This is a genomic window from Anaerotignum faecicola (genome assembly GCA_024460105.1).
Lineage (GTDB): Bacteria > Bacillota > Clostridia > Lachnospirales > Anaerotignaceae > JANFXS01.
The window spans coordinates 213,354-231,694 of the sequence record JANFXS010000002.1 but is presented as its reverse complement, the minus strand read 5'-3'; the positions used below and the strand labels follow the sequence as shown (position 1 = coordinate 231,694).

At 40.2% G+C, this 18,341-nt stretch carries 16 protein-coding genes; 13 read left to right on the top strand and 3 right to left on the bottom strand.

The features are described from left to right. Positions 1-33 precede the first annotated feature (33 nt). Positions 34-1,107 (bottom strand): DctP family TRAP transporter solute-binding subunit, encoded by a 1,074-nt coding sequence (locus NE664_03755; protein MCQ4725778.1) that lies wholly within the window; start codon positions 1,105-1,107, stop codon positions 34-36. Between the two features lie 811 nt (positions 1,108-1,918). Between NE664_03755 and NE664_03750 the strand changes: the two genes are divergently transcribed. Beyond that, entirely contained in the window at positions 1,919-2,608 is a 690-nt protein-coding gene (locus NE664_03750; GenBank protein ID MCQ4725777.1) for a GntR family transcriptional regulator, read from the top strand. Between the two features lie 502 nt (positions 2,609-3,110). On the opposite strand, the gene argH is transcribed toward NE664_03750, so the two are convergent. Together argH and NE664_03740 are read right to left on the bottom strand one after the other, a co-directional pair. Next, positions 3,111-4,490 (bottom strand): argininosuccinate lyase, encoded by a 1,380-nt coding sequence (gene argH / locus NE664_03745; protein ID MCQ4725776.1) that lies wholly within the window; start codon positions 4,488-4,490, stop codon positions 3,111-3,113. A 135-nt stretch (positions 4,491-4,625) separates the two neighbouring features. Next, positions 4,626-5,849 carry an argininosuccinate synthase gene (locus NE664_03740; GenBank protein ID MCQ4725775.1) on the bottom strand — a complete coding sequence of 408 codons (1,224 nt, stop codon included), beginning with the start codon at positions 5,847-5,849 and terminating at the stop codon, positions 4,626-4,628. 212 nt (positions 5,850-6,061) lie between these two features. Here NE664_03740 and argC point away from each other — a divergent pair, with 212 nt between their 5' ends. The 12 genes from argC (at position 6,062) to NE664_03680 (ending at position 17,067) form a co-directional block, all read left to right on the top strand. Further along, on the top strand, positions 6,062-7,105 hold the full coding sequence (gene argC / locus NE664_03735; GenBank protein MCQ4725774.1) for an N-acetyl-gamma-glutamyl-phosphate reductase: 1,044 nt from the start codon (positions 6,062-6,064) through the stop codon (positions 7,103-7,105). A gap of 15 nt (positions 7,106-7,120) precedes the next feature. Beyond that, entirely contained in the window at positions 7,121-8,350 is a 1,230-nt protein-coding gene (gene argJ / locus NE664_03730; protein ID MCQ4725773.1) for a bifunctional glutamate N-acetyltransferase/amino-acid acetyltransferase ArgJ, read from the top strand. A gap of 1 nt (position 8,351) precedes the next feature. Next, positions 8,352-8,612, top strand: coding sequence for a helix-hairpin-helix domain-containing protein (locus NE664_03725; GenBank protein ID MCQ4725772.1), 261 nt, complete (start codon positions 8,352-8,354; stop codon positions 8,610-8,612). Positions 8,613-8,625: 13 nt separating this feature from the next. After that, complete coding sequence (argJ, locus tag NE664_03720) at positions 8,626-9,846, top strand: bifunctional ornithine acetyltransferase/N-acetylglutamate synthase (GenBank protein ID MCQ4725771.1); 1,221 nt, start codon at positions 8,626-8,628, stop codon at positions 9,844-9,846. 18 nt (positions 9,847-9,864) lie between these two features. Beyond that, positions 9,865-10,761 carry an acetylglutamate kinase gene (gene argB, locus NE664_03715; protein ID MCQ4725770.1) on the top strand — a complete coding sequence of 299 codons (897 nt, stop codon included), beginning with the start codon at positions 9,865-9,867 and terminating at the stop codon, positions 10,759-10,761. A gap of 5 nt (positions 10,762-10,766) precedes the next feature. After that, on the top strand, positions 10,767-11,948 hold the full coding sequence (locus NE664_03710; protein MCQ4725769.1) for an aspartate aminotransferase family protein: 1,182 nt from the start codon (positions 10,767-10,769) through the stop codon (positions 11,946-11,948). Between the two features lie 23 nt (positions 11,949-11,971). Beyond that, entirely contained in the window at positions 11,972-12,859 is an 888-nt protein-coding gene (locus NE664_03705) for a fumarylacetoacetate hydrolase family protein (protein MCQ4725768.1), read from the top strand. A 20-nt stretch (positions 12,860-12,879) separates the two neighbouring features. After that, a complete protein-coding gene (locus NE664_03700; GenBank protein MCQ4725767.1) occupies positions 12,880-13,833 on the top strand; it encodes a 2-hydroxyacid dehydrogenase in 954 nt (317 codons plus the stop codon). 160 nt (positions 13,834-13,993) lie between these two features. Then, on the top strand, positions 13,994-14,722 hold the full coding sequence (locus NE664_03695; GenBank protein MCQ4725766.1) for an ATP-binding cassette domain-containing protein: 729 nt from the start codon (positions 13,994-13,996) through the stop codon (positions 14,720-14,722). 2 nt (positions 14,723-14,724) lie between these two features. Next, entirely contained in the window at positions 14,725-15,645 is a 921-nt protein-coding gene (locus NE664_03690; protein MCQ4725765.1) for a SufD family Fe-S cluster assembly protein, read from the top strand. Positions 15,646-15,677: 32 nt separating this feature from the next. After that, positions 15,678-16,118: an NfeD family protein gene (locus NE664_03685; protein MCQ4725764.1), complete on the top strand. Its 441-nt coding sequence runs from the start codon at positions 15,678-15,680 to the stop codon at positions 16,116-16,118. A 16-nt stretch (positions 16,119-16,134) separates the two neighbouring features. Next, the gene (locus tag NE664_03680) at positions 16,135-17,067 is read left to right on the top strand and encodes an SPFH/Band 7/PHB domain protein (GenBank protein MCQ4725763.1); all 933 of its coding nucleotides are present in this window, start codon (positions 16,135-16,137) and stop codon (positions 17,065-17,067) included. Positions 17,068-18,341 lie beyond the last annotated feature (1,274 nt).

The following is an 18,341-nucleotide window of genomic DNA, read 5'->3' as shown; positions in this document are numbered from 1 at the left end:
CGGAGGTACCGCCGGGATTTAAGGAATAAATGTTTATTTGGCGGATGCTTTTTCTATTTCGTCTATAAGGCCGTCTACAAGGTCGGCGCCTAAAATTTCCCTGTATGAATCGTATACGGGCAGCGCCATTTCTTTGAAAGCGGCTTCCTGTTCGGGCGTAAGGGTAATTATTTCACAGCCTGCATCTTTGAAAGCTTCTACTTTTTCAGCGTCGGTTTCTGTAATAAGTTTATTTATGTATTCGGCCGCTTCTTTTGACGCTTGAATGAATATTTCTTTGTCTTCTTCGGATAAACCGTTAATAAGGTCTTTGTTCCACATTATAAACGCCGGATCCCAGCAATAAGTCCAATCGGTTATATATGGGCATACTTCATAAAGCTTGTTGGAATCTATGGCGGCAACAGGGTTTTCCTGTCCGTCTACGGTTCCCTGCTGTATGGCTGTGTAAACTTCTGACATATTAAGGATTGTAGGATCCGCCCCCCAAAGTTTGAATGAGTCTATAAGGGAATTTGCTTCGGGAACCCTTATTTTTAAGCCTTTAAGATCTTCTGGGGTTTCTACGGGACGTTTTGAGTTTGTAAGCCACCGCATGCCGTTTTCGCATATTGAGAAAGAAATACATCCTGAATCTTCAAGCCATGTCATGGCCTCTTTGCCGATTTCACTGTTGTTAAGCACTTCAAACCCGGTTTCCTTGTCAGGGAACATAAACGGGAGCGAGAATACGGCAAATTTTTCATTAAAGCCTTGATAGCTGAGCCCGGAATGGATCATAACATGCAAAGCTCCTGTGCCTGTCATTTCAACAATAGAGCGGTTGCTGCCGCCCGAAAGGGAGCCTGAAGGATATGCCTCAATATCATATCTGCCGCCTGTTCTCTCGTAGAGCAAATCGCCTAAATATTCAAGGCCAAGCTGCCAAGGATGTGTGTCGTTAAACGGATGCGAGGCAAGAAGCACCTCGGTTTCAACGTTTCCGCCGGAACCTTCAGACTGTGCGCCTTCCGTCGAACCGTCGGAAGAACCGCCGCAGCCTGCAAGCGCTGAAAGCGTTATTGCGCATGTAACGGCGAGAGCGATAATTTTTACCATTTTCTTCATAATATAACCTCCTCATAAAAATTATAATAGGATAATGACATAGTATCTCTATTTGTTGAAAATTCGATTTATCAAAAAGAGATCCTATGTTGGATTTAAAATATCACCATTTAAACAGTATGTCAATTTAAAAAGAATAAAAATCTTTTTTTTGACATTTTTAATTAAAAATACTATTATTTTTGTGTAAAACATACAATTTATTATTAGTGATTTATATGGTATTATAATTTATAACGGTTTTGAGCCGGCAATATATCATGTTAGAATAATATATTATAGAGATAAACATATTATGTATTTTTTGAAAATTGATAGTATGTCTTTCGTATGAAAAATATAAAGATATTTGTTATCGTATCGGAGGAAGCAGGCAAAAGAAAATGAAATATAGTTTTTCAAGGAAAAAAATTGGTATTCGCCAAAAAAATATTCTATGAAAAGATTTTAACTAGTATGACTATATTTTTCATAAAATACAGTCATATTTTTCTATATCCGAGAATGTGTTAACAAATTATTTGTTTCATAGGAAAAGCGCGCCGTATAATGGATGACAAACTTATTAAAAAACGCATAGTATTTTGTAAATGGCGGCAGGATGATTAAAATGCGAAATAGTACGGAGGTAAAATCGCGGTTATATAATCATGTAAATATATTCAACATATTTATGGACGACGGAAGAGAAATTAATTATAGAATATTCTTGTAATTTTATATGATTTTGTTAAACTGCAATAAAGATCAAAATCTTGAATTTGAATTTTTTATAATGTATAATAACTGCATTAAACGGAGAGGTGATCTAATGGGAATTTATATTTCTCTTGCGGAAGAAACCGCTGAAAAACTGAAAAATATGATTTTGGCGGAAGAAATATATAAGCCGGGGGAAAAGCTTCCGAATGAAAGCAATCTCGCCTCTCTTCTTAATGTGAGCCGAACGTCTATCAGGGAAGCCGTAAAAATTCTAATTGCAGGCAACATACTTGAAATTAAAAGGGGAGTCGGAACATTTGTAAAAGAAAACCCCGGGTTGGCATCTAATTTATTCGATATGATATATCTTAACGACAAAAAACAGGATTTAAAAGACTCCCTTGATTTAAGGCTTATATTGGAGCCGGCCATGATTAAAGCAACTATTGATTTTGCGACTGAGGAAGAGCTTGAAAGCATTTTTTATTATGAAAAGCTATGCCGTGAAGCATGCCTTTCAGGAGAACCTTATAAAGAACTTGACACGAAATTCCATAAAGCTTTAGCTACTGCTTCGCATAATAAAATATTTGAACAGCTGACGCCGCTTTTGCACCAATCCATAACAATCATCCACAATTCAATAAAAGATAAAAAAATTATAGATTCCTTTACAGAAAATGCCGTTATTTACCACAAAAAGATAACAGAGTGCATAAAGGAAAGAGATTATGCAGGGGCGGAGCTGTATTCGCGTATTCATGTATATAATGCTTTGAAAAATATAAATTTGATATAGACGGTATTTCTGCACGCAATGTAATATGAAAGCGGAATTTTAGGATTTAAAGATTAAATATATTTAGGGATTTACTTATATATCTATGACATTTAAAGGCGTCGATTTTTATACTCAAAATCTTTGCAGGCAATATTATAAATGAATTTTAAGGCCATTTGCATATAGTTTTTTATTCTAAAATATGTATGTCATACAGCTTAAATTATATATCTATAAACAGCAAAAGCAGGCAGAGTTAATTTACAGAAACATATATCGCAATTTTATGTATATAAATATGGCAGACAGTTTAATGATATTTCCGTGATTCCCGACGCTTTGTTATCCATTGAGCAGTTGAAATTGATGACTCTATATAAAATTAGCAATGCCCGCCGCCTTAATCAGGCGGCGGGCTTATTATAATTAAAGAATATTTATTCGGTTCCGTAATTGAAATATATGGCGTATTATTGAAAAATATCTGAAAAGGCCTGATTTTTATTTAAAACAAGTCTTTTTAAAGAGAAGCAAAATATTTTTCATTTATAAGTATTAATTTTTCGATATATTCTTTTGAAGGGCCGCCAGGGACATTTCTTGCTTCGACGCATTTCTCAACTTTAATGGCGTCGTAAACGCTTTCATCAAATACCGGGGATATTTTTTTATACTCTTCGATGGAAAGGTCGTCAAGGTTTGTATCGTTATTTATGCAGTAAAGCACAAGTTTTCCTATAATCGCATGAGCGTCGCGGAAAGGAACTCCCTGTTTGACAAGCCAGTCGGCGGCGTCGGTTGCATTTGTAAAACCGCCTTTCGCGGCTTCATACATATTGTTTTTTCTTACCTTAATGGTTTTGACCATATTTGTAAATACGGGCAGACACATTTTTACGGTGTCTATAGCTGCAAATACGCCTTCTTTATCTTCCTGCATATCTTTATTGTACGCAAGAGGGAGCCCTTTCATAGTTGTTAAAAGGCCGATTAGATAGCCGTATACGCGGCCTGTTTTGCCTCTTATAAGTTCTGCCATATCCGGGTTTTTTTTCTGCGGCATAATACTTGAGCCTGTTGAGTAGGCGTCGTCAAGTTCTATAAATTTAAATTCATGACTGCTCCACAATATAATTTCTTCGCAAAAACGGCTTAAATGCATCATAAGAATTGAAAGTGCATTTAAAAGCTCTATGCAGAAATCCCTGTCGCTTACACCGTCGAGGCTGTTGAGCGTTATGCTGTCAAAACCGAGGGCTTTCGCAACCATTTCACGATCCAACGGATATGTCGTCGCTGCAAGCGCGCCGCTTCCGAGAGGCATAATGTTTGTGCGTTTGTAAGTATCGGAAAGCCTTTCATAGTCGCGTTTAAACATTTCAACATAAGCGAGGACATGATGCGCAAAAGTGATTGGCTGCGCCCTTTGAAGGTGAGTATATCCGGGCATTATTGTATCAGTGTTTTCTTTTGCGGTATTGTTAAGGGATTTGCACAGTTCTGTTATAAGGGACTGTATTGCCGTAATTTCTTTTTTAATATACATTCGTATATCAAGGGCAACTTGATCGTTCCTGCTGCGTCCTGTGTGAAGCCGCTTTCCGACGTCGCCTATACGCTCTATAAGTATTGTTTCTATATTCATGTGAATATCTTCGGCCTTTTCATCGAATTCTATTTTGCCGTTTTCAATATCTTCAAGTATTTCTTTTAATGTCCTGCCTATAAGTTCGGCGTCGCTTTCGGATATAATGCCCTGCGCTCCGAGCATTGCGGAATGAGCGATGCTGCCTGTTATATCTTCTTTATACATGCGCCTGTCAAATGAAATGGAAGAATGGAAATGGTCCGTAAAACTGTCAGTTTCCCCTGTGAACCTTCCGCCCCATAACTTGCTCATAATATAATCATCCCTTCTTTAAATATATGAATACTATTTATTTGGCGTAAACTATTTGACATAAAAAATCAAGGCTGCGGACGCCGGAATTAAATTAATGTATTCCGGCAAATCCGGCCTTGATTATTATTTTAATTATTTATTTTCGTTCGCCTGTTTCATCATTGCGCGCACTTTAAGAGGAAGGCCGAAGAGGTTGATAAATCCGTCGGCGTCCTTATGATTATAAAGCTCGCCCGTTGTAAAGCTTGCAATAGACTCGTTGTAAAGCGAATATGGGCTTGTCGATCCGGCCGGGATAATATTGCCCTTGTAAAGTTTAAGCCTAACTTCTCCCGTAACAGTTTCGTTAACCGAATCAAAATATGCCGAAAGCGCTTCGCGAAGCGGCGTAAACCATTCTCCGCTGTATACAAGTTCTGTAAATTTTGTAGAGCATATTTCGTTCCAAGCTTGAGTTTGTTTGTCAAGGGTGAGGTATTCAAGTTCCCTGTGGGCATAGTAAAGTATTGAGCCGCCGGGCGTTTCGTATACTCCGCGGGATTTCATGCCTACGACACGGTTTTCGCAGATATCCTGTATGCCGATGCCGTTTTTGCCGCCTATTTCATTAAGCTTTGTAAGAAGCTCAACAGGGCCTGCTTCCTCGCCGTTAAGTTTTGTGCAGATACCTTTTTCAAACGTAAGCGTTACATATTCAGGCTTATCCGGAGCCTTTTCGGGAGAAACGCCGAGCTGAAGGATATGGTCGTAATTCGGCTCGTTTGCAGGATCTTCAAGTTCAAGCCCTTCGTGGCTCAAATGCCAGATATTACGGTCGCGGCTGTAGCTGTCGCCTTTTTTGACAGGGGCTTCAATGCCTCTTTCTTCAAGATATTTAACCTCGTCCTCGCGTGACTGCATTTTCCAGGTGTCAAGCCTCCATGGGGCGATTATCTTAAGATCGGGAGCGAGCGCTTTAACCGTAAGTTCAAAACGGACTTGATCGTTGCCTTTGCCCGTAGCGCCGTGGCAGATAGCCGTAGCGCCTTCTTTGCGGGCGATTTCCACAAGCCTTTTTGCAATTATAGGCCTTGCCATTGAAGTGCCGAGAAGATATTTGCCTTCATAAACGGCGTTTGCCTTAACGCATGGGAAAATAGCGTCGGTAATAAATTCTTCCGTAATATCTTCAATATAAAGTTTGCTTGCGCCGGTTTTGAGCGCCCTTTCCTCAAGGCCATCCGTTTCCTTGCCTTGGCCGACATTGCCGCATACGGCTATAACTTCTGCATCGTTATAATTTTCTTTAAGCCATGGGATTATAACTGTTGTGTCCAAACCGCCTGAATAGGCAAGGACAATTTTTTCTTTTGACATTGAAATTACCTCCTGAGATATGTACTTTTTTCACTATAAATTTTTTGTAAAAAAATAATTTTTTGCCATTTTTAATGCTGTACCAAATCATTATACATGCTATAATAAAAATATTCAATTATTTTTTTAAAAATCTTGCATATTATTAAAAAAGTATGTATAATTATGAAAATCATAATTCTAAAAAGTTTTATAAATGGGGGTAAAATATTATGATTAAAGCGGGAATAGTAGGGGCTACAGGATATGCGGGAAATGAATTGGTACGCATACTTATGCAACATCCTGAGGTTGAAATCAAAACGATGACCGCTCACAGCTATGTAGGGAAAACCTTTGATGAGGTCTATGAAAACTACAGGGAAATTAATGAAACGGTCTGTTGTGAAATGGATATGGACAGGCTTGCCGATGAATGCGACGTTATATTTATGGCTTTGCCTCATGGCGTTGCGGCAAAAGTTGTTACGGAAGACATACTTGAAAGGGCAATGGTTATAGATTTCGGGGCGGATTTCAGGCTTAAAAACGCCGATATATACGAGGCATGGTATAATGTTAAGCACGAGGGGCGCGAACTTTTGGAAAAAGCCGTATACGGGCTTTGCGAGGTAAACAGGGACATTATAAAAGGCAAACGGCTTGTTGCGAATCCGGGATGCTACACCACATGTTCCATACTTTCCTTAAGGCCGCTTGTTGCGGAAGGCGTTATTAAGACAAATTCGATTATTATAGACGCAAAAAGCGGCGTTACAGGAGCGGGCCGAGGGCTTGCGCTTGCAAATATGTTTGACGAATGTAATGAAACGGTTAAAGCATATAAGATCGCCGGCCACAGGCATACGCCTGAAATTGAGGAACAGCTTTCATACGCTGCAAAAGACGATATTGTTTTAAGTTTTACGCCGCATCTTATACCTATGAACAGGGGAATACTTGCCACATGCTATGCGGAGCTTAAAGAAAAAATGTCTTATGATGAAATAAAGGAAATTTACGAAAAGTATTACGGCAAAGAGTATTTTATACGCCTTACGAAAAGAGGGGTTTTCCCCGAAACAAGATGGGTTAAAGGCTCGAACTTTTTGGATATAGGCTTTGCTGTTGACGAAAGAACAAACAGGGTTATCGTCGTGGGCGCTATAGACAACCTTGTAAAAGGCGCGGCGGGGCAGGCTGTCCAGAATATGAACATACTTTTTGGGCTTGATGAAAAAACGGGATTAAGCTTTGCGCCTATTTTCCCGGCATAACGGAAGGGTGATATTATGTTCCGTGTAATCGACGGCGGGATAACCGTCCCTGAAGGCTTTAAGGCTACGGGAAAACATATAGGCATTAAAAAAGTTAAGAAAGATTTAGCGCTTTTAACAAGCAGTGTGCCGGCAAAAGCGGCGGGAGCATATACGACAAGCCTTGTTAAAGCGGCGCATATTTTATGGGATAAGGAAATAACCGACCGCGGCGGCCTTGTAAAAGGCCTTGTATGCGTAAGCGGCAACGCCAATGCATGCACGGGCAAAAGAGGCGTTCAGGATAACGCCGATATGGCGGAGTGTTTTGCCGGATGCATAGGGGCAAAAAAAGATGAGATACTTACGGCGGCAACGGGGATTATAGGCCTTGATATGCCGATGGATTTAATTAAGGCGGGTATAAAAGGAGCTTACGGAAACCTGTCTAATAAACGGGAGGAAGCAAAAAACGCCGCCGCCGGGATTATAACGACGGACACATTTTTAAAAGAAATGGCTGTTCAGCTTAATGTTGCCGGAAAAACCGTTAAAATCGGAGCCATGTGCAAAGGAAGCGGAATGATACATCCCAATATGGCGACAGTTTTAAGTTTTATAACGACCGATATAAATATCAGCCATTCTCTGCTTAAAAAGGCTCTTATATATTCCGTTAAGGAAACGTACAATATGATTAGCGTGGACGGGGCGACAAGTACGAACGATATGGCTGTTATAATGGCTAACGGATTGGCGGACAATGAAGAAATAAACGAAGAAAATGAATTTTATGAGGAATTTTGTGACGCTTTGTATTTTATAAACGAAAAATTCGCACAGGACATTGTACATGACGGCGAAGGAGCGGGAAAGTTTATACAAGTTAATGTTAAAGGGGCAAAAAGCGACGCGGACGCAAGGCTTCTTGCAAAAAGCATTGTAACGAACAACCTTGTAAAAACGGCTATGTACGGCGAAGACGCTAACTGGGGGCGTGTTATTGCCGCCATGGGTGCAAGCGGCGGATATTTTGATCCTTCAAGGGTAAATATGAGTTTTGTAAGCGAAAAAGGGTCTGTACTTTTAATGGCCGGCGGAGAGCCTGTACATTTTGATGAGAATAAAGCGGCCGACGTTTTAAGCGAAAGGGACATAACGGTTGACATTGAGCTTGGCGACGGCATACATTCGGCTAAAAGCTGGGGCTGCGATTTAGGGCATGAGTATGTGAGAATAAACGGCGAATACCGTTCGAGGACATAATATGGCGGATAATAATAAAAGCGGGTTTAAGGTAATTCCCGGCGTAGGCAAGGCCATGGAGCAGGATTTTATAAGGCTTGGCTATAAATGCGTTGATGATTTGAAAGGTCAGGATCCGGAAAAAATGTATGAAAAAATGTGTGAAATAGAAGGATGCAAAGTTGACAGGTGCGTATTATATGTTTACAGGCTTGCGGTATATTTTGCGGAAAATGACAAATACGATCCTGAAAAGCTTAAATGGTGGAATTGGAAATATTAAGGAGGATTATTATATGAAGGTTATAGACGGTTCAGTTACGGCTCCTAAGGGTTTTTTGGCCGCCGGGGCGGCTGTCGGCATAAAAAAAGGCGTTAAGGATTTAGCGCTGATTAAAAGCGAAGTACCGGCCGTATGCGCCGCATGTTTTACAACGAATGTTGTGAAGGCGGCTTCTGTTTTAAGGAATATTGAAATATTAAAATGCGGCGGAAAAATAAGCGGCATAGCCGTAAACAGCGGAAACGCCAACGCATGCACAGGTGAACTCGGGAAAAAAAGCAACGAGGAAATGGCAAAAGCATATGCCGACGCAATAGGCGTAACGGCAGAAAGCGTTTTAACTGCATCTACAGGAGTTATCGGCGCGGAATTTCCTATTGATACTGTCAGGGAAGGCGTTAAGAAAACGGCTCCGACGCTTGGGTATTCCAGGGAAAATTCCCTTCTTGCGGCCGAAGCTATAATGACCACGGATACATATTCAAAAGAAGTTGCGGTGCAGATTGAAATAGGCGGAAAAACCGTAACTATAGGAGGCATTGCAAAGGGCAGTGGAATGATACATCCCAATATGGCGACAATGCTCGCTTTTATAACTACGGACTGCAATATTGAAAAAGAAATGCTTCAAAAAGCTTTAAGCGAAGATATAGAAGTTACATATAATATGGTTTCGGTTGACGGCGACACATCGACTAACGATACGGTTGTCGTACTTGCAAACGGGCTTGCGGGAAATGAAGTTATAGACGGCGATACCGAAGAGTATAAGGCGTTTAAATCGGCTCTCCATTATGTTAACGAACGTCTTGCAAAAAACCTTGTGCGCGATGGGGAAGGCGCTACTAAGTTTATAGAAGTGAATGTGGCAGGTGCAAAAACCTGCGGCGACGCAAAAATAATTGCTAAAAGCGTTGTGTGCAGCAGTCTTGTTAAAGCGGCTATGTTCGGCGAGGATGCAAATTGGGGGCGCGTACTTTGCGCTATGGGATACAGCGGTGTAAAATTTGATCCAGAAAAAGTCGATATTGTTTTCAAAAGCGCAAAAGGCGATATATTATTGATGGATAACGGTACTCCCGTAAATTTTGACGAGGGAAAGGCCGCCGATATATTAAGCGAAAAAGAGATAACAGTCAATATCAAGATTTCGGAAGGAAACGAATGTGCGGCGGCATGGGGCTGTGATTTAAGCTATGACTATGTAAAAATAAACGGCGATTACCGCAGCTGACAAAAGGGGAGTATCAAAATGGTTGCAAAAAAACAGATTATTCAGGAGAACATAGCAAAAGCTCAGATACTTACTGAGGCTTTGCCGTTTATCCAAAAATTTTATGATAAAACAATAGTTATAAAATACGGCGGGAGCGCACTTATAAATCCGGAAATTAAAGAAACTATTATCAAAGATATTGTGCTTATGAAAATGGTCGGCATGCACCCTGTAATTGTGCATGGAGGCGGGCCTGACATCAATTCGTTTTTGAATAGGCTTAATATAGAATCTAAATTTGTGGACGGTCTTCGGGTTACAGACGAAGAAACAATGGAAGTTGCGGAAATGGTTTTAAGCGGTAAAATAAATAAACAAATTGTAACCGATATTGAGATGCATGGAGTTAAAGCCGTAGGCATAAGCGGCAAAGACGGCGGGACCGTAAAAGCGAAAAAAATCGAGAAAAACGGCGTTGATTACGGTTGTGTAGGCGAAATAACAAGCGTTGATCCGTCTCTTTTACAGTCCATTATATCTTCGGGCTTTATACCTGTTATTGCCCCAATCGGAAAGGACGAAAACGGAACAAGCTACAACATAAACGCCGATTATATGGCTGTTGCGATAGCCGGGAGCCTTAAAGCGGAGAAGCTTGCGTTCCTTACGGACGTTGAGGGAGTTATGAAAGACGTCGGCGATCCTTCAAGCCTAATGAGCTTTATAAAAGCGGACGAAGTCCAATCGTTTATAGACGACGGCACAATCTCTGGCGGCATGATTCCGAAAGTGCAGTGCTGTATGAGCGCCGTGAAAGCAGGGGTTAATAATGTGCATATACTTGACGGAAGGGTTGAGCACTGTCTTATACTTGAAATTTTTACGCCGGAAGGCATCGGCACTATGATTGAGAAAGGAAATGATAATAAATGAGCAGAATGGAAGAACTTGCCGCAAGAGGGGGAAAGGTTGTTATGAATACATACAGCCGTTTCCCGATAGCGTTTGACCATGGAAAGGGGATGTATGTGTGGGATGCCGACGGGAAAAAATATCTTGATTTTGTTGCCGGGATTGCCGTCAATTCGCTTGGCTACGGCCATGAAAGACTGGGGGAAAAAATAGCCGAGCAGGCTATGAAACTTATTCATGTTTCGAACCTTTACTATACGGAGCCTCAGATTAAACTTGCGGAAATGATTTGCGAACACAGCGGTTTCGACAAAGTATTTTTTTGCAACAGCGGTGCGGAAAGTATTGAAGCCGCATTGAAAATATGCCGTAAGTATGCTTCTATGAAGTCAAAGCCCGGACGAGATATAATAACCATGGAACATTCTTTTCACGGCAGGACTTATGGGGCTGTTACTGCAACAGGGCAGGAAAAATATCAAAAGGGCCTTGCTCCATTGATGCCCGGTATCAAGCATGTGCCGTTTAATGATATTGAAGCCTTAAAAGCGGCGGTAGATAAAAATACATGCGGCATACTTCTGGAGCCCGTACAGGGCGAAGGCGGCATACATCCGGCTGATAAGGAGTATTTGCGGGCTGTAAGGAAAATTTGCGATGAAAACGATATAGTTCTTGTATTTGATGAAATACAATGCGGCGTAGGGCGATGCGGGGAGCTTTTCGCACATCAGGCGCTTGGAGTAACGCCTGATGCGGCAACTTTTGCAAAAGGGCTTGCGGGAGGCGTGCCTATTGGAGCGTTGATGGCTACAAATAAGCTGGCCGAAGCGTTTAAACCGGGAGATCATGCGTCTACTTTCGGCGGCAATCCGCTTGCAACTTCAGCCGGCACGGTTGTGCTTGACGAGCTTTTTAATAACGGCCTTTTGGAAAATGTTAAAAAACAGGGCGAATATTTAAAAAATAAACTATTGGAATTAAAAGGGAAATATCCTATAATAAAAGATGTACGGGGCATCGGGCTTATGCAGGGGATTGAGCTTGGCATACCCGTGGCGCCTGTGATTGCCGAGTGTATAAATAACGGCCTTCTGCTTGTAGGAGCCGGAACAAACGTAATCCGTTTTGTGCCTGCATTGATAGTAAAAAGCGGGGACATAGACGAAGCTATGCGGATACTTGAAAAGGCAATAGTCCATTTGTGAAAAATTGAAAAGGGGATTTATCTATGAAACTGGTTACATATCTTAAAGACGGGACGGAGTTTGTCGGAGCAGTTACAAAATGCAGGCAGAAAATAATTCCGCTTAAAGAAAACGGGTTTAATTATAGTACGATGATTGAACTTATAGAAAAAATAACTGACGAAGAAAAGGAGAAAATTAAAAAACTTGCGGACAGCGGCGAAGGCGAAGGCAGGCTGTTTATGAAAGACGTAAAAATACTTGCGCCTATACCGGAACCGAAACAGGATATTATATGCTTGGGAATAAATTATATGGAGCATGCCGTTGAGTCTGTGAGGTATAAAAAAGAAGCCTTCGACGGCACAAGGGAATTTCCGGTTTATTTTTCTAAAAGGGTAAACAGGGCAAGCGGCGACGGCGATGCAATACCTAGCCACAGCGACATAATTGAAACCCTCGATTACGAAGCTGAACTTGCTGTTATAATAGGAAAAGATGCAAAAAATGTTTCAAAAGAAAAGGCTTTTGAATATGTTTTCGGCTATACCGTAATTAACGATGTAACGGCAAGGGAACTGCAAACGAGGCATAAACAATGGTATTTCGGTAAGGGATTGGACGGCTTTACACCAATGGGCCCTGTGATAGTAACAGCTGATGAAATAGCGGCTCCGCCTGTTTTGACAATTAAGTCATATGTTAACGGTGAATTAAGGCAAAATTCAAAAACAGATTTATTAATACATGATATAGCGTATATAATAAACGAACTTTCACAGGGGATGACTCTTAAAGCCGGAACAATTATAGCAACGGGCACTCCGGCAGGTGTTGGCATGGGCTTTGTGCCGCCTAAGTTCCTTGTACATGGAGATACCGTGACATGTGAAATAGAAGGTATTGGAAAGATTACTAACACAGTAGAATAAAAATTTTTAGGGAGGTTTATATGGACATTGTTATTATTGAACCACTGGGAATTTCGTTGGATAAAGTTAAAACTGCCGTTAAACCGTTAGAGGACTGCGGCCACAATGTTAAATACTATGAAACCCGCACAGAAGACGTTAATGAATTGGCGGAGCGCGGCAAAAGCGCGGATATAATCATTGTCGCAAATCTCCCGTTAAGAAAAAATGTTATTGAAAATTGCGGCAGGCTCAAAATGATTTCCGTTGCATTTACGGGGGTCGACCACATAGATACAGCATATTGCAAAGAGCGCGGAATAACTGTATGCAATGCTGCTGGGTACAGTACAAACGCTGTAAGCGAGCTTGCTTTCGGACTTGCGATTTCAGTTTTAAGGAATATACCTAAATGCGACGCTGCTGTCAGGAACGGAGGAACAAAAGCCGGGCTTGTGGGGAGCGAACTGTTTGGCAAGACTTTCGGCGTTGTAGGCACGGGCGCAATCGGAAGCCGCGTATGCTCTATAGCAAAAGCATTTGGATGCGATGTTATAGCGTACAGCAGGACCGAAAAAGAAGAAATCAGGAAGATGGGAGTTAAATATGTCCCGCTTAAAGAACTTTTGGAAACAAGCGATATAGTTTCTCTGCACGTTCCGGCAACAAGTGAAACAAATAAGCTTATAGGTAAAAATGAAATAGGATTAATGAAAAAAAATGCTGTATTGATAAATACGGCAAGGGGAGCCGTTGTAGACAGCTCAGCTTTGGCACAGGCGTTGGAGAGCGGGGCTATTGCCGGAGCCGGCATTGACGTATTTGAGGGCGAACCGCCTATAGATAAAAATCATCCCATTTTAAACTGCAAAAACACAGTTATAACGCCTCATGTTGCGTTTGCTTCAGACGAAGCTCTATATGCAAGAGCCGGTATTGTTGTTGAAAATATTATTAAATGGGAAAACGGTTCCGTTCAAAATTTAATATGCTGACGATAACAAAAAAAACTGTTGTATTTGCAACAGTTTTTTGTTTTAATTTACATTAGAATAAAATACAGATAAATGCAAATAATGCCAAAAGGTTGACGGTATTTGTCAGTATTGGTATAATTTATAGAATTAGTATATACATTAATTAAGGAGGAAAATAATGTTAGAGCTGAAAAACATTTCCTACACTGTTGAAGGTGAAAAGGATATAATAAATGATGTAAGCTTAAAAATCGAAGACGGAAAATTTATTGTAATCACAGGTCCGAACGGAAGCGGTAAAAGTACGCTTGCAAAAATTATTTCCGGGATTGTTAAGCCTACAGGAGGGAAAATACTTTTTGACGGCGTTGATATAACAGACATGGGAATAACAGAAAGGGCGAAAATGGGCATAAGCTTTGCGTTTCAGCAGCCTGTAAGGTTTAAAGGCGTTACAGTTAAGGATCTTATTGATTTGGCGTCGGGAAAAAATCTTTCTACTGCCGCGGCATGCAATTACCTTTCCGAAGTAGGCCTTTGCGCCCGGGATTATATTGGGCGCGAAGTAAACGCGTCCCTTTCAGGCGGCGAACTTAAAAGGATTGAAATTGCAACTATAATTGCGAGAAGCACAAAAGTTTCGGTTTTTGACGAGCCGGAGGCAGGAATTGATCTTTGGAGTTTCAAAAATTTAATTGATGTTTTTGAAAGGATGCATAAAGAAATAAAGGGGTCTATAATTATAATTTCTCATCAGGAGAGGATTTTAAGTATAGCCGATGAAATTATTGTGCTGGCAAACGGCGTTATATCATCAAGAGGCAGCAAGGATGAAATAATGCCGGCGCTTTTGCAGGAGGCTGAAATGGCGGCCGGAAACTGCAAGTTTTTTCAGGGGGGAAACTAAAAATGGTTAAAGATATAAAAAGCATATTGCTTGAAGAAGTTTCAGATCTGCATGGAGTACCGGCGGGAGCTTATAACATAAGGCTTAACAGCCGGCTCGACAGCCGCAGTTCAACAGCGGATATAGAAATTGTAAGCAAAACGGACAAAAGCGGTATTGATATAATAATTAAGCCGAATACTAAAAACCAGAGCGTGCATATACCGGCTCTTGTTACAGAGTCGGGGATACATGATTTGGTATATAATGATTTCTATATAGGTGAAAATGCGGATGTAGTTATTATTGCAGGATGCGGTATTCACAATGACGGAAGCGAAACAAGCGAGCATAACGGAATTCACAGGTTTTTTGTCGGAAAAAATGCAAGGGTGAAATATGTTGAAAAGCATATCGGAAGCGGCGAAGGCACCGGTGAAAGGATTATTAATCCTCAGACTGTTGTTGAGGCTGAAGAAGGCAGTTATGTAGAATTTGAAACAACGCAGCTTAAAGGAGTCGATTCTACAATAAGAACTACTACTGCACGTGCAAAAGCCGGCGCGACAGTTATAGTTAAAGAAAAAATATTGACTCATGGAAATCAGTATGCCGAAACAAGATTTACAATAGATATGGATGGCGACGACTCAAGCGTCAGCCTTGTTTCACGTTCTGTAGCTAAAGATAAGTCAAAACAAAAATTTGTTTCGGTAATAAACGGAAATGCGCGTTGTGTCGGACATTCGGAATGTGACGCTATAATTATGGATGACGCCGTTGTTACGGCTGTGCCGGAAATTACGGCGAATAATGTCGACGCATCGCTTATTCACGAAGCGGCTATCGGCAAAATTGCCGGGGAACAGATTATTAAGCTTATGACTTTAGGCTTAACGGAAGCCGAGGCAGAAGCTCAGATTGTGAACGGTTTCCTTAAATAAACCCGTATTTTAAATGGGAGGTGCGGTATATTATGGGATTTAATTATGTTATATTTTGGCTTATAATGTTTGCGATTTTTGTTATCGCCGAGCTTGTTACCTCCGGGGCTCTTATTTCGATTTGGTTTTGCTTAGGTTCATTGGCGGCAATGGCCGCCGCTAAGGCGGGCACGGGATTTATTGTGCAGATGGTTGTTTTTGTAGTTTTTTCTACAGCTTTATTAATACTTACAAAACCATTTATAAGGAAAGTCCTTAAGTTTAATCCAGAACCTACAAATGCCGATGCAATTATAGGCGGTGTAGGCGTGGTTGTTGAAACGATTAACAATATAGAAGAAAAAGGCGCAGTTAAGATTGACGGTAAAATCTGGACAGCAAGGGCGCTTGATGATAATATTATAATTAAGGAAGGCAGCAAAGTTAAAGCGCTTGAAATTAGGGGCGTTAAACTTTATGTGGAATTAATTTAAAAGGGAGGGCTAAAAGATGCCGGCATTTATCATTCTAGCAATTATTATACTGATTGTTGTAATTATTAACTTGAGAATTGTACCGCAGGCATATGTTTATGTAGTTGAAAGGCTTGGGGCATACCATGCCACATGGGGGACGGGTTTGCATATTGCAATACCGATTATTGACAGGATTTCAAAAAAAGTTAACTTAAAGGAACTTGTTGCGGATTTTCCGCCGCAGCCGGTTATTACTAAAGATAACGTTACAATGCAGATTGACACTGTAATATATTTACAGATAACAGATCCCAAGCTTTATGTTTATGGCGTTGATAATCCGATTAGGGCTATTGAAAATCTTACGGCTACAACTTTAAGAAATATCATCGGTGATTTGGAACTTGACCAAACGCTTACTTCACGCGATATAATCAACAGCAAAATGCGTATGATACTTGACGAAGCTACAGATCCATGGGGTATTAAAATTAATCGTGTGGAGCTTAAAAACATTATGCCGCCTAAGGAAATACAGGATTCGATGGAAAAACAGATGAAAGCGGAGCGAGAGCGACGCGAAAAGATTCTTCAAGCTGAAGGCGAGAAGAGAAGTGCTGTTCTTGTTGCCGAAGGCGAAAAAGAAAGTATGATATTAAGGGCCGAAGCCGCCAAAGCGGCCGCTATACTTCAGGCAGAGGCGGAAAAAGAAGCTATGATTAAAAAAGCCGAAGGCGAGGCTGAAGCGATACTTAAAGTTCAGCAGGCGACGGCTGAGGGTATTAAAATGATTAATGAAGCCGAACCGGGCGAAGGCGTTATTGCAGTTAAAAGCCTTGAAGCTTTTGAAAAGGCCGCCGACGGCAAAGCTACAAAGATTATTATACCTTCGCAAATCCAGGGGCTTGCAGCTCTTGCAACATCCATTAGGGAACTTGTTGTTGAAGATAAAGAAAACATCAATTAAATGGGACTTGTTTTAACCATTAGAAGTTTAAAAATCTAAGTGGAAAAGAAGCGGATCGGTTTATATGACGGCACTATTTCTATAAATCTGATCAATTAAAAAGCCGTGGTTTTCAAGATATAAAGTTTTGAAACCGCGGTTTTTTGTTATCAGAAGTATAGGCGATTAAAACAATCGCTGATTTATTTTGTAAAAAAGTCATTGATTGAAAACTGGAAATATAATTATATGATTTATTTAAATTTTCATATAGAAAGTCCGATTATACGCATAAATACAATATTTAAGAACTATTTATCAACTAAAAAAGCAGCTATTTTACCATGAGTTTACTATGATTGAATGAGCTTTGATATGACAGAAAAACAAGTGAGATTGAACAAAACTTTGTATCTCCCTTTTACATAACCAAAATATCATTTTACTATACGTTTTAACAATTTTTTGCTTTCTGTCATCTCGAAAAGAAAAATAATCATGGATATTTTTAATATATAATATGGAATAGCTGTTCCAATAAGTGCCTATAAGAATAAAAATTCTCTCGTTACTCAAAGCAAATCAAACTGCTGATGATTGTCAGAAAACACGCATATCTTACAACTTTAAGTGTTTCCGCCATACACTTTGATAAAATGTACGGATTTCTTTTGTCTTTTACAATAAATTTTAAAATATTATATGAAGGCAGTTATTTATATAAGGAAAGTTCTGTTTGCTTTATAATGTTAATATATGAAATACAATTGAATTTCTGTTTTATGCCTTAACTACGGCCGATTTGAATTATATACATAAATACAGTGTGTCATAGTTTTTGACAATCTGCGCGTTGGGGCAGTAATTGAAACGGTTTTTGTTATCCATATTAAGTTTAATGATTTAATCTGAATATACTTGTATGATTTGAAGTTATCTTCAGTACACAATGGTATATAGGTTGATGACGTAATTAGCCGACTAATAGCGGCGTCAAAAACGTTTGACGTAGCTTTTGCTACGAATGCATGCTTTTTCCTTTCTCTTAAACCGCTAATGCCGTCATCAACTCTTTGACTCCAGATAGGGGAATTTTTTTGTTATTCGAGGCGCAAATGCGCCGGCTTACCCATAGGTAAAGGCGTGAACAGCGTGAGAGCCGCGGCAAGCAGCGTTTTTCAAAGGAAAATTCGAGAGTTTACAGGCAAGTATTTGCAATGCCGAAGAACATAAAAATTTGCCATATGGAGCGTATATACCCTTGTACACTGAATGTATTAAAATTTAAAACATAG

Bases quoted from the DNA above. Each gene is read 5' to 3' on its own strand.
- NE664_03755 (MCQ4725778.1), bottom strand. From the start codon at position 1,107: ATGAAGAAAATGGTAAAAATTATCGCTCTCGCCGTTACATGCGCAATA.
- NE664_03750 (MCQ4725777.1), top strand. From the start codon at position 1,919: ATGGGAATTTATATTTCTCTTGCGGAAGAAACCGCTGAAAAACTGAAA.
- argH (MCQ4725776.1), bottom strand. From the start codon at position 4,490: ATGAGCAAGTTATGGGGCGGAAGGTTCACAGGGGAAACTGACAGTTTT.
- NE664_03740 (MCQ4725775.1), bottom strand. From the start codon at position 5,849: ATGTCAAAAGAAAAAATTGTCCTTGCCTATTCAGGCGGTTTGGACACA.
- argC (MCQ4725774.1), top strand. From the start codon at position 6,062: ATGATTAAAGCGGGAATAGTAGGGGCTACAGGATATGCGGGAAATGAA.
- argJ (MCQ4725773.1), top strand. From the start codon at position 7,121: ATGTTCCGTGTAATCGACGGCGGGATAACCGTCCCTGAAGGCTTTAAG.
- NE664_03725 (MCQ4725772.1), top strand. From the start codon at position 8,352: ATGGCGGATAATAATAAAAGCGGGTTTAAGGTAATTCCCGGCGTAGGC.
- argJ (MCQ4725771.1), top strand. From the start codon at position 8,626: ATGAAGGTTATAGACGGTTCAGTTACGGCTCCTAAGGGTTTTTTGGCC.
- argB (MCQ4725770.1), top strand. From the start codon at position 9,865: ATGGTTGCAAAAAAACAGATTATTCAGGAGAACATAGCAAAAGCTCAG.
- NE664_03710 (MCQ4725769.1), top strand. From the start codon at position 10,767: ATGGAAGAACTTGCCGCAAGAGGGGGAAAGGTTGTTATGAATACATAC.
- NE664_03705 (MCQ4725768.1), top strand. From the start codon at position 11,972: ATGAAACTGGTTACATATCTTAAAGACGGGACGGAGTTTGTCGGAGCA.
- NE664_03700 (MCQ4725767.1), top strand. From the start codon at position 12,880: ATGGACATTGTTATTATTGAACCACTGGGAATTTCGTTGGATAAAGTT.
- NE664_03695 (MCQ4725766.1), top strand. From the start codon at position 13,994: ATGTTAGAGCTGAAAAACATTTCCTACACTGTTGAAGGTGAAAAGGAT.
- NE664_03690 (MCQ4725765.1), top strand. From the start codon at position 14,725: ATGGTTAAAGATATAAAAAGCATATTGCTTGAAGAAGTTTCAGATCTG.
- NE664_03685 (MCQ4725764.1), top strand. From the start codon at position 15,678: ATGGGATTTAATTATGTTATATTTTGGCTTATAATGTTTGCGATTTTT.
- NE664_03680 (MCQ4725763.1), top strand. From the start codon at position 16,135: ATGCCGGCATTTATCATTCTAGCAATTATTATACTGATTGTTGTAATT.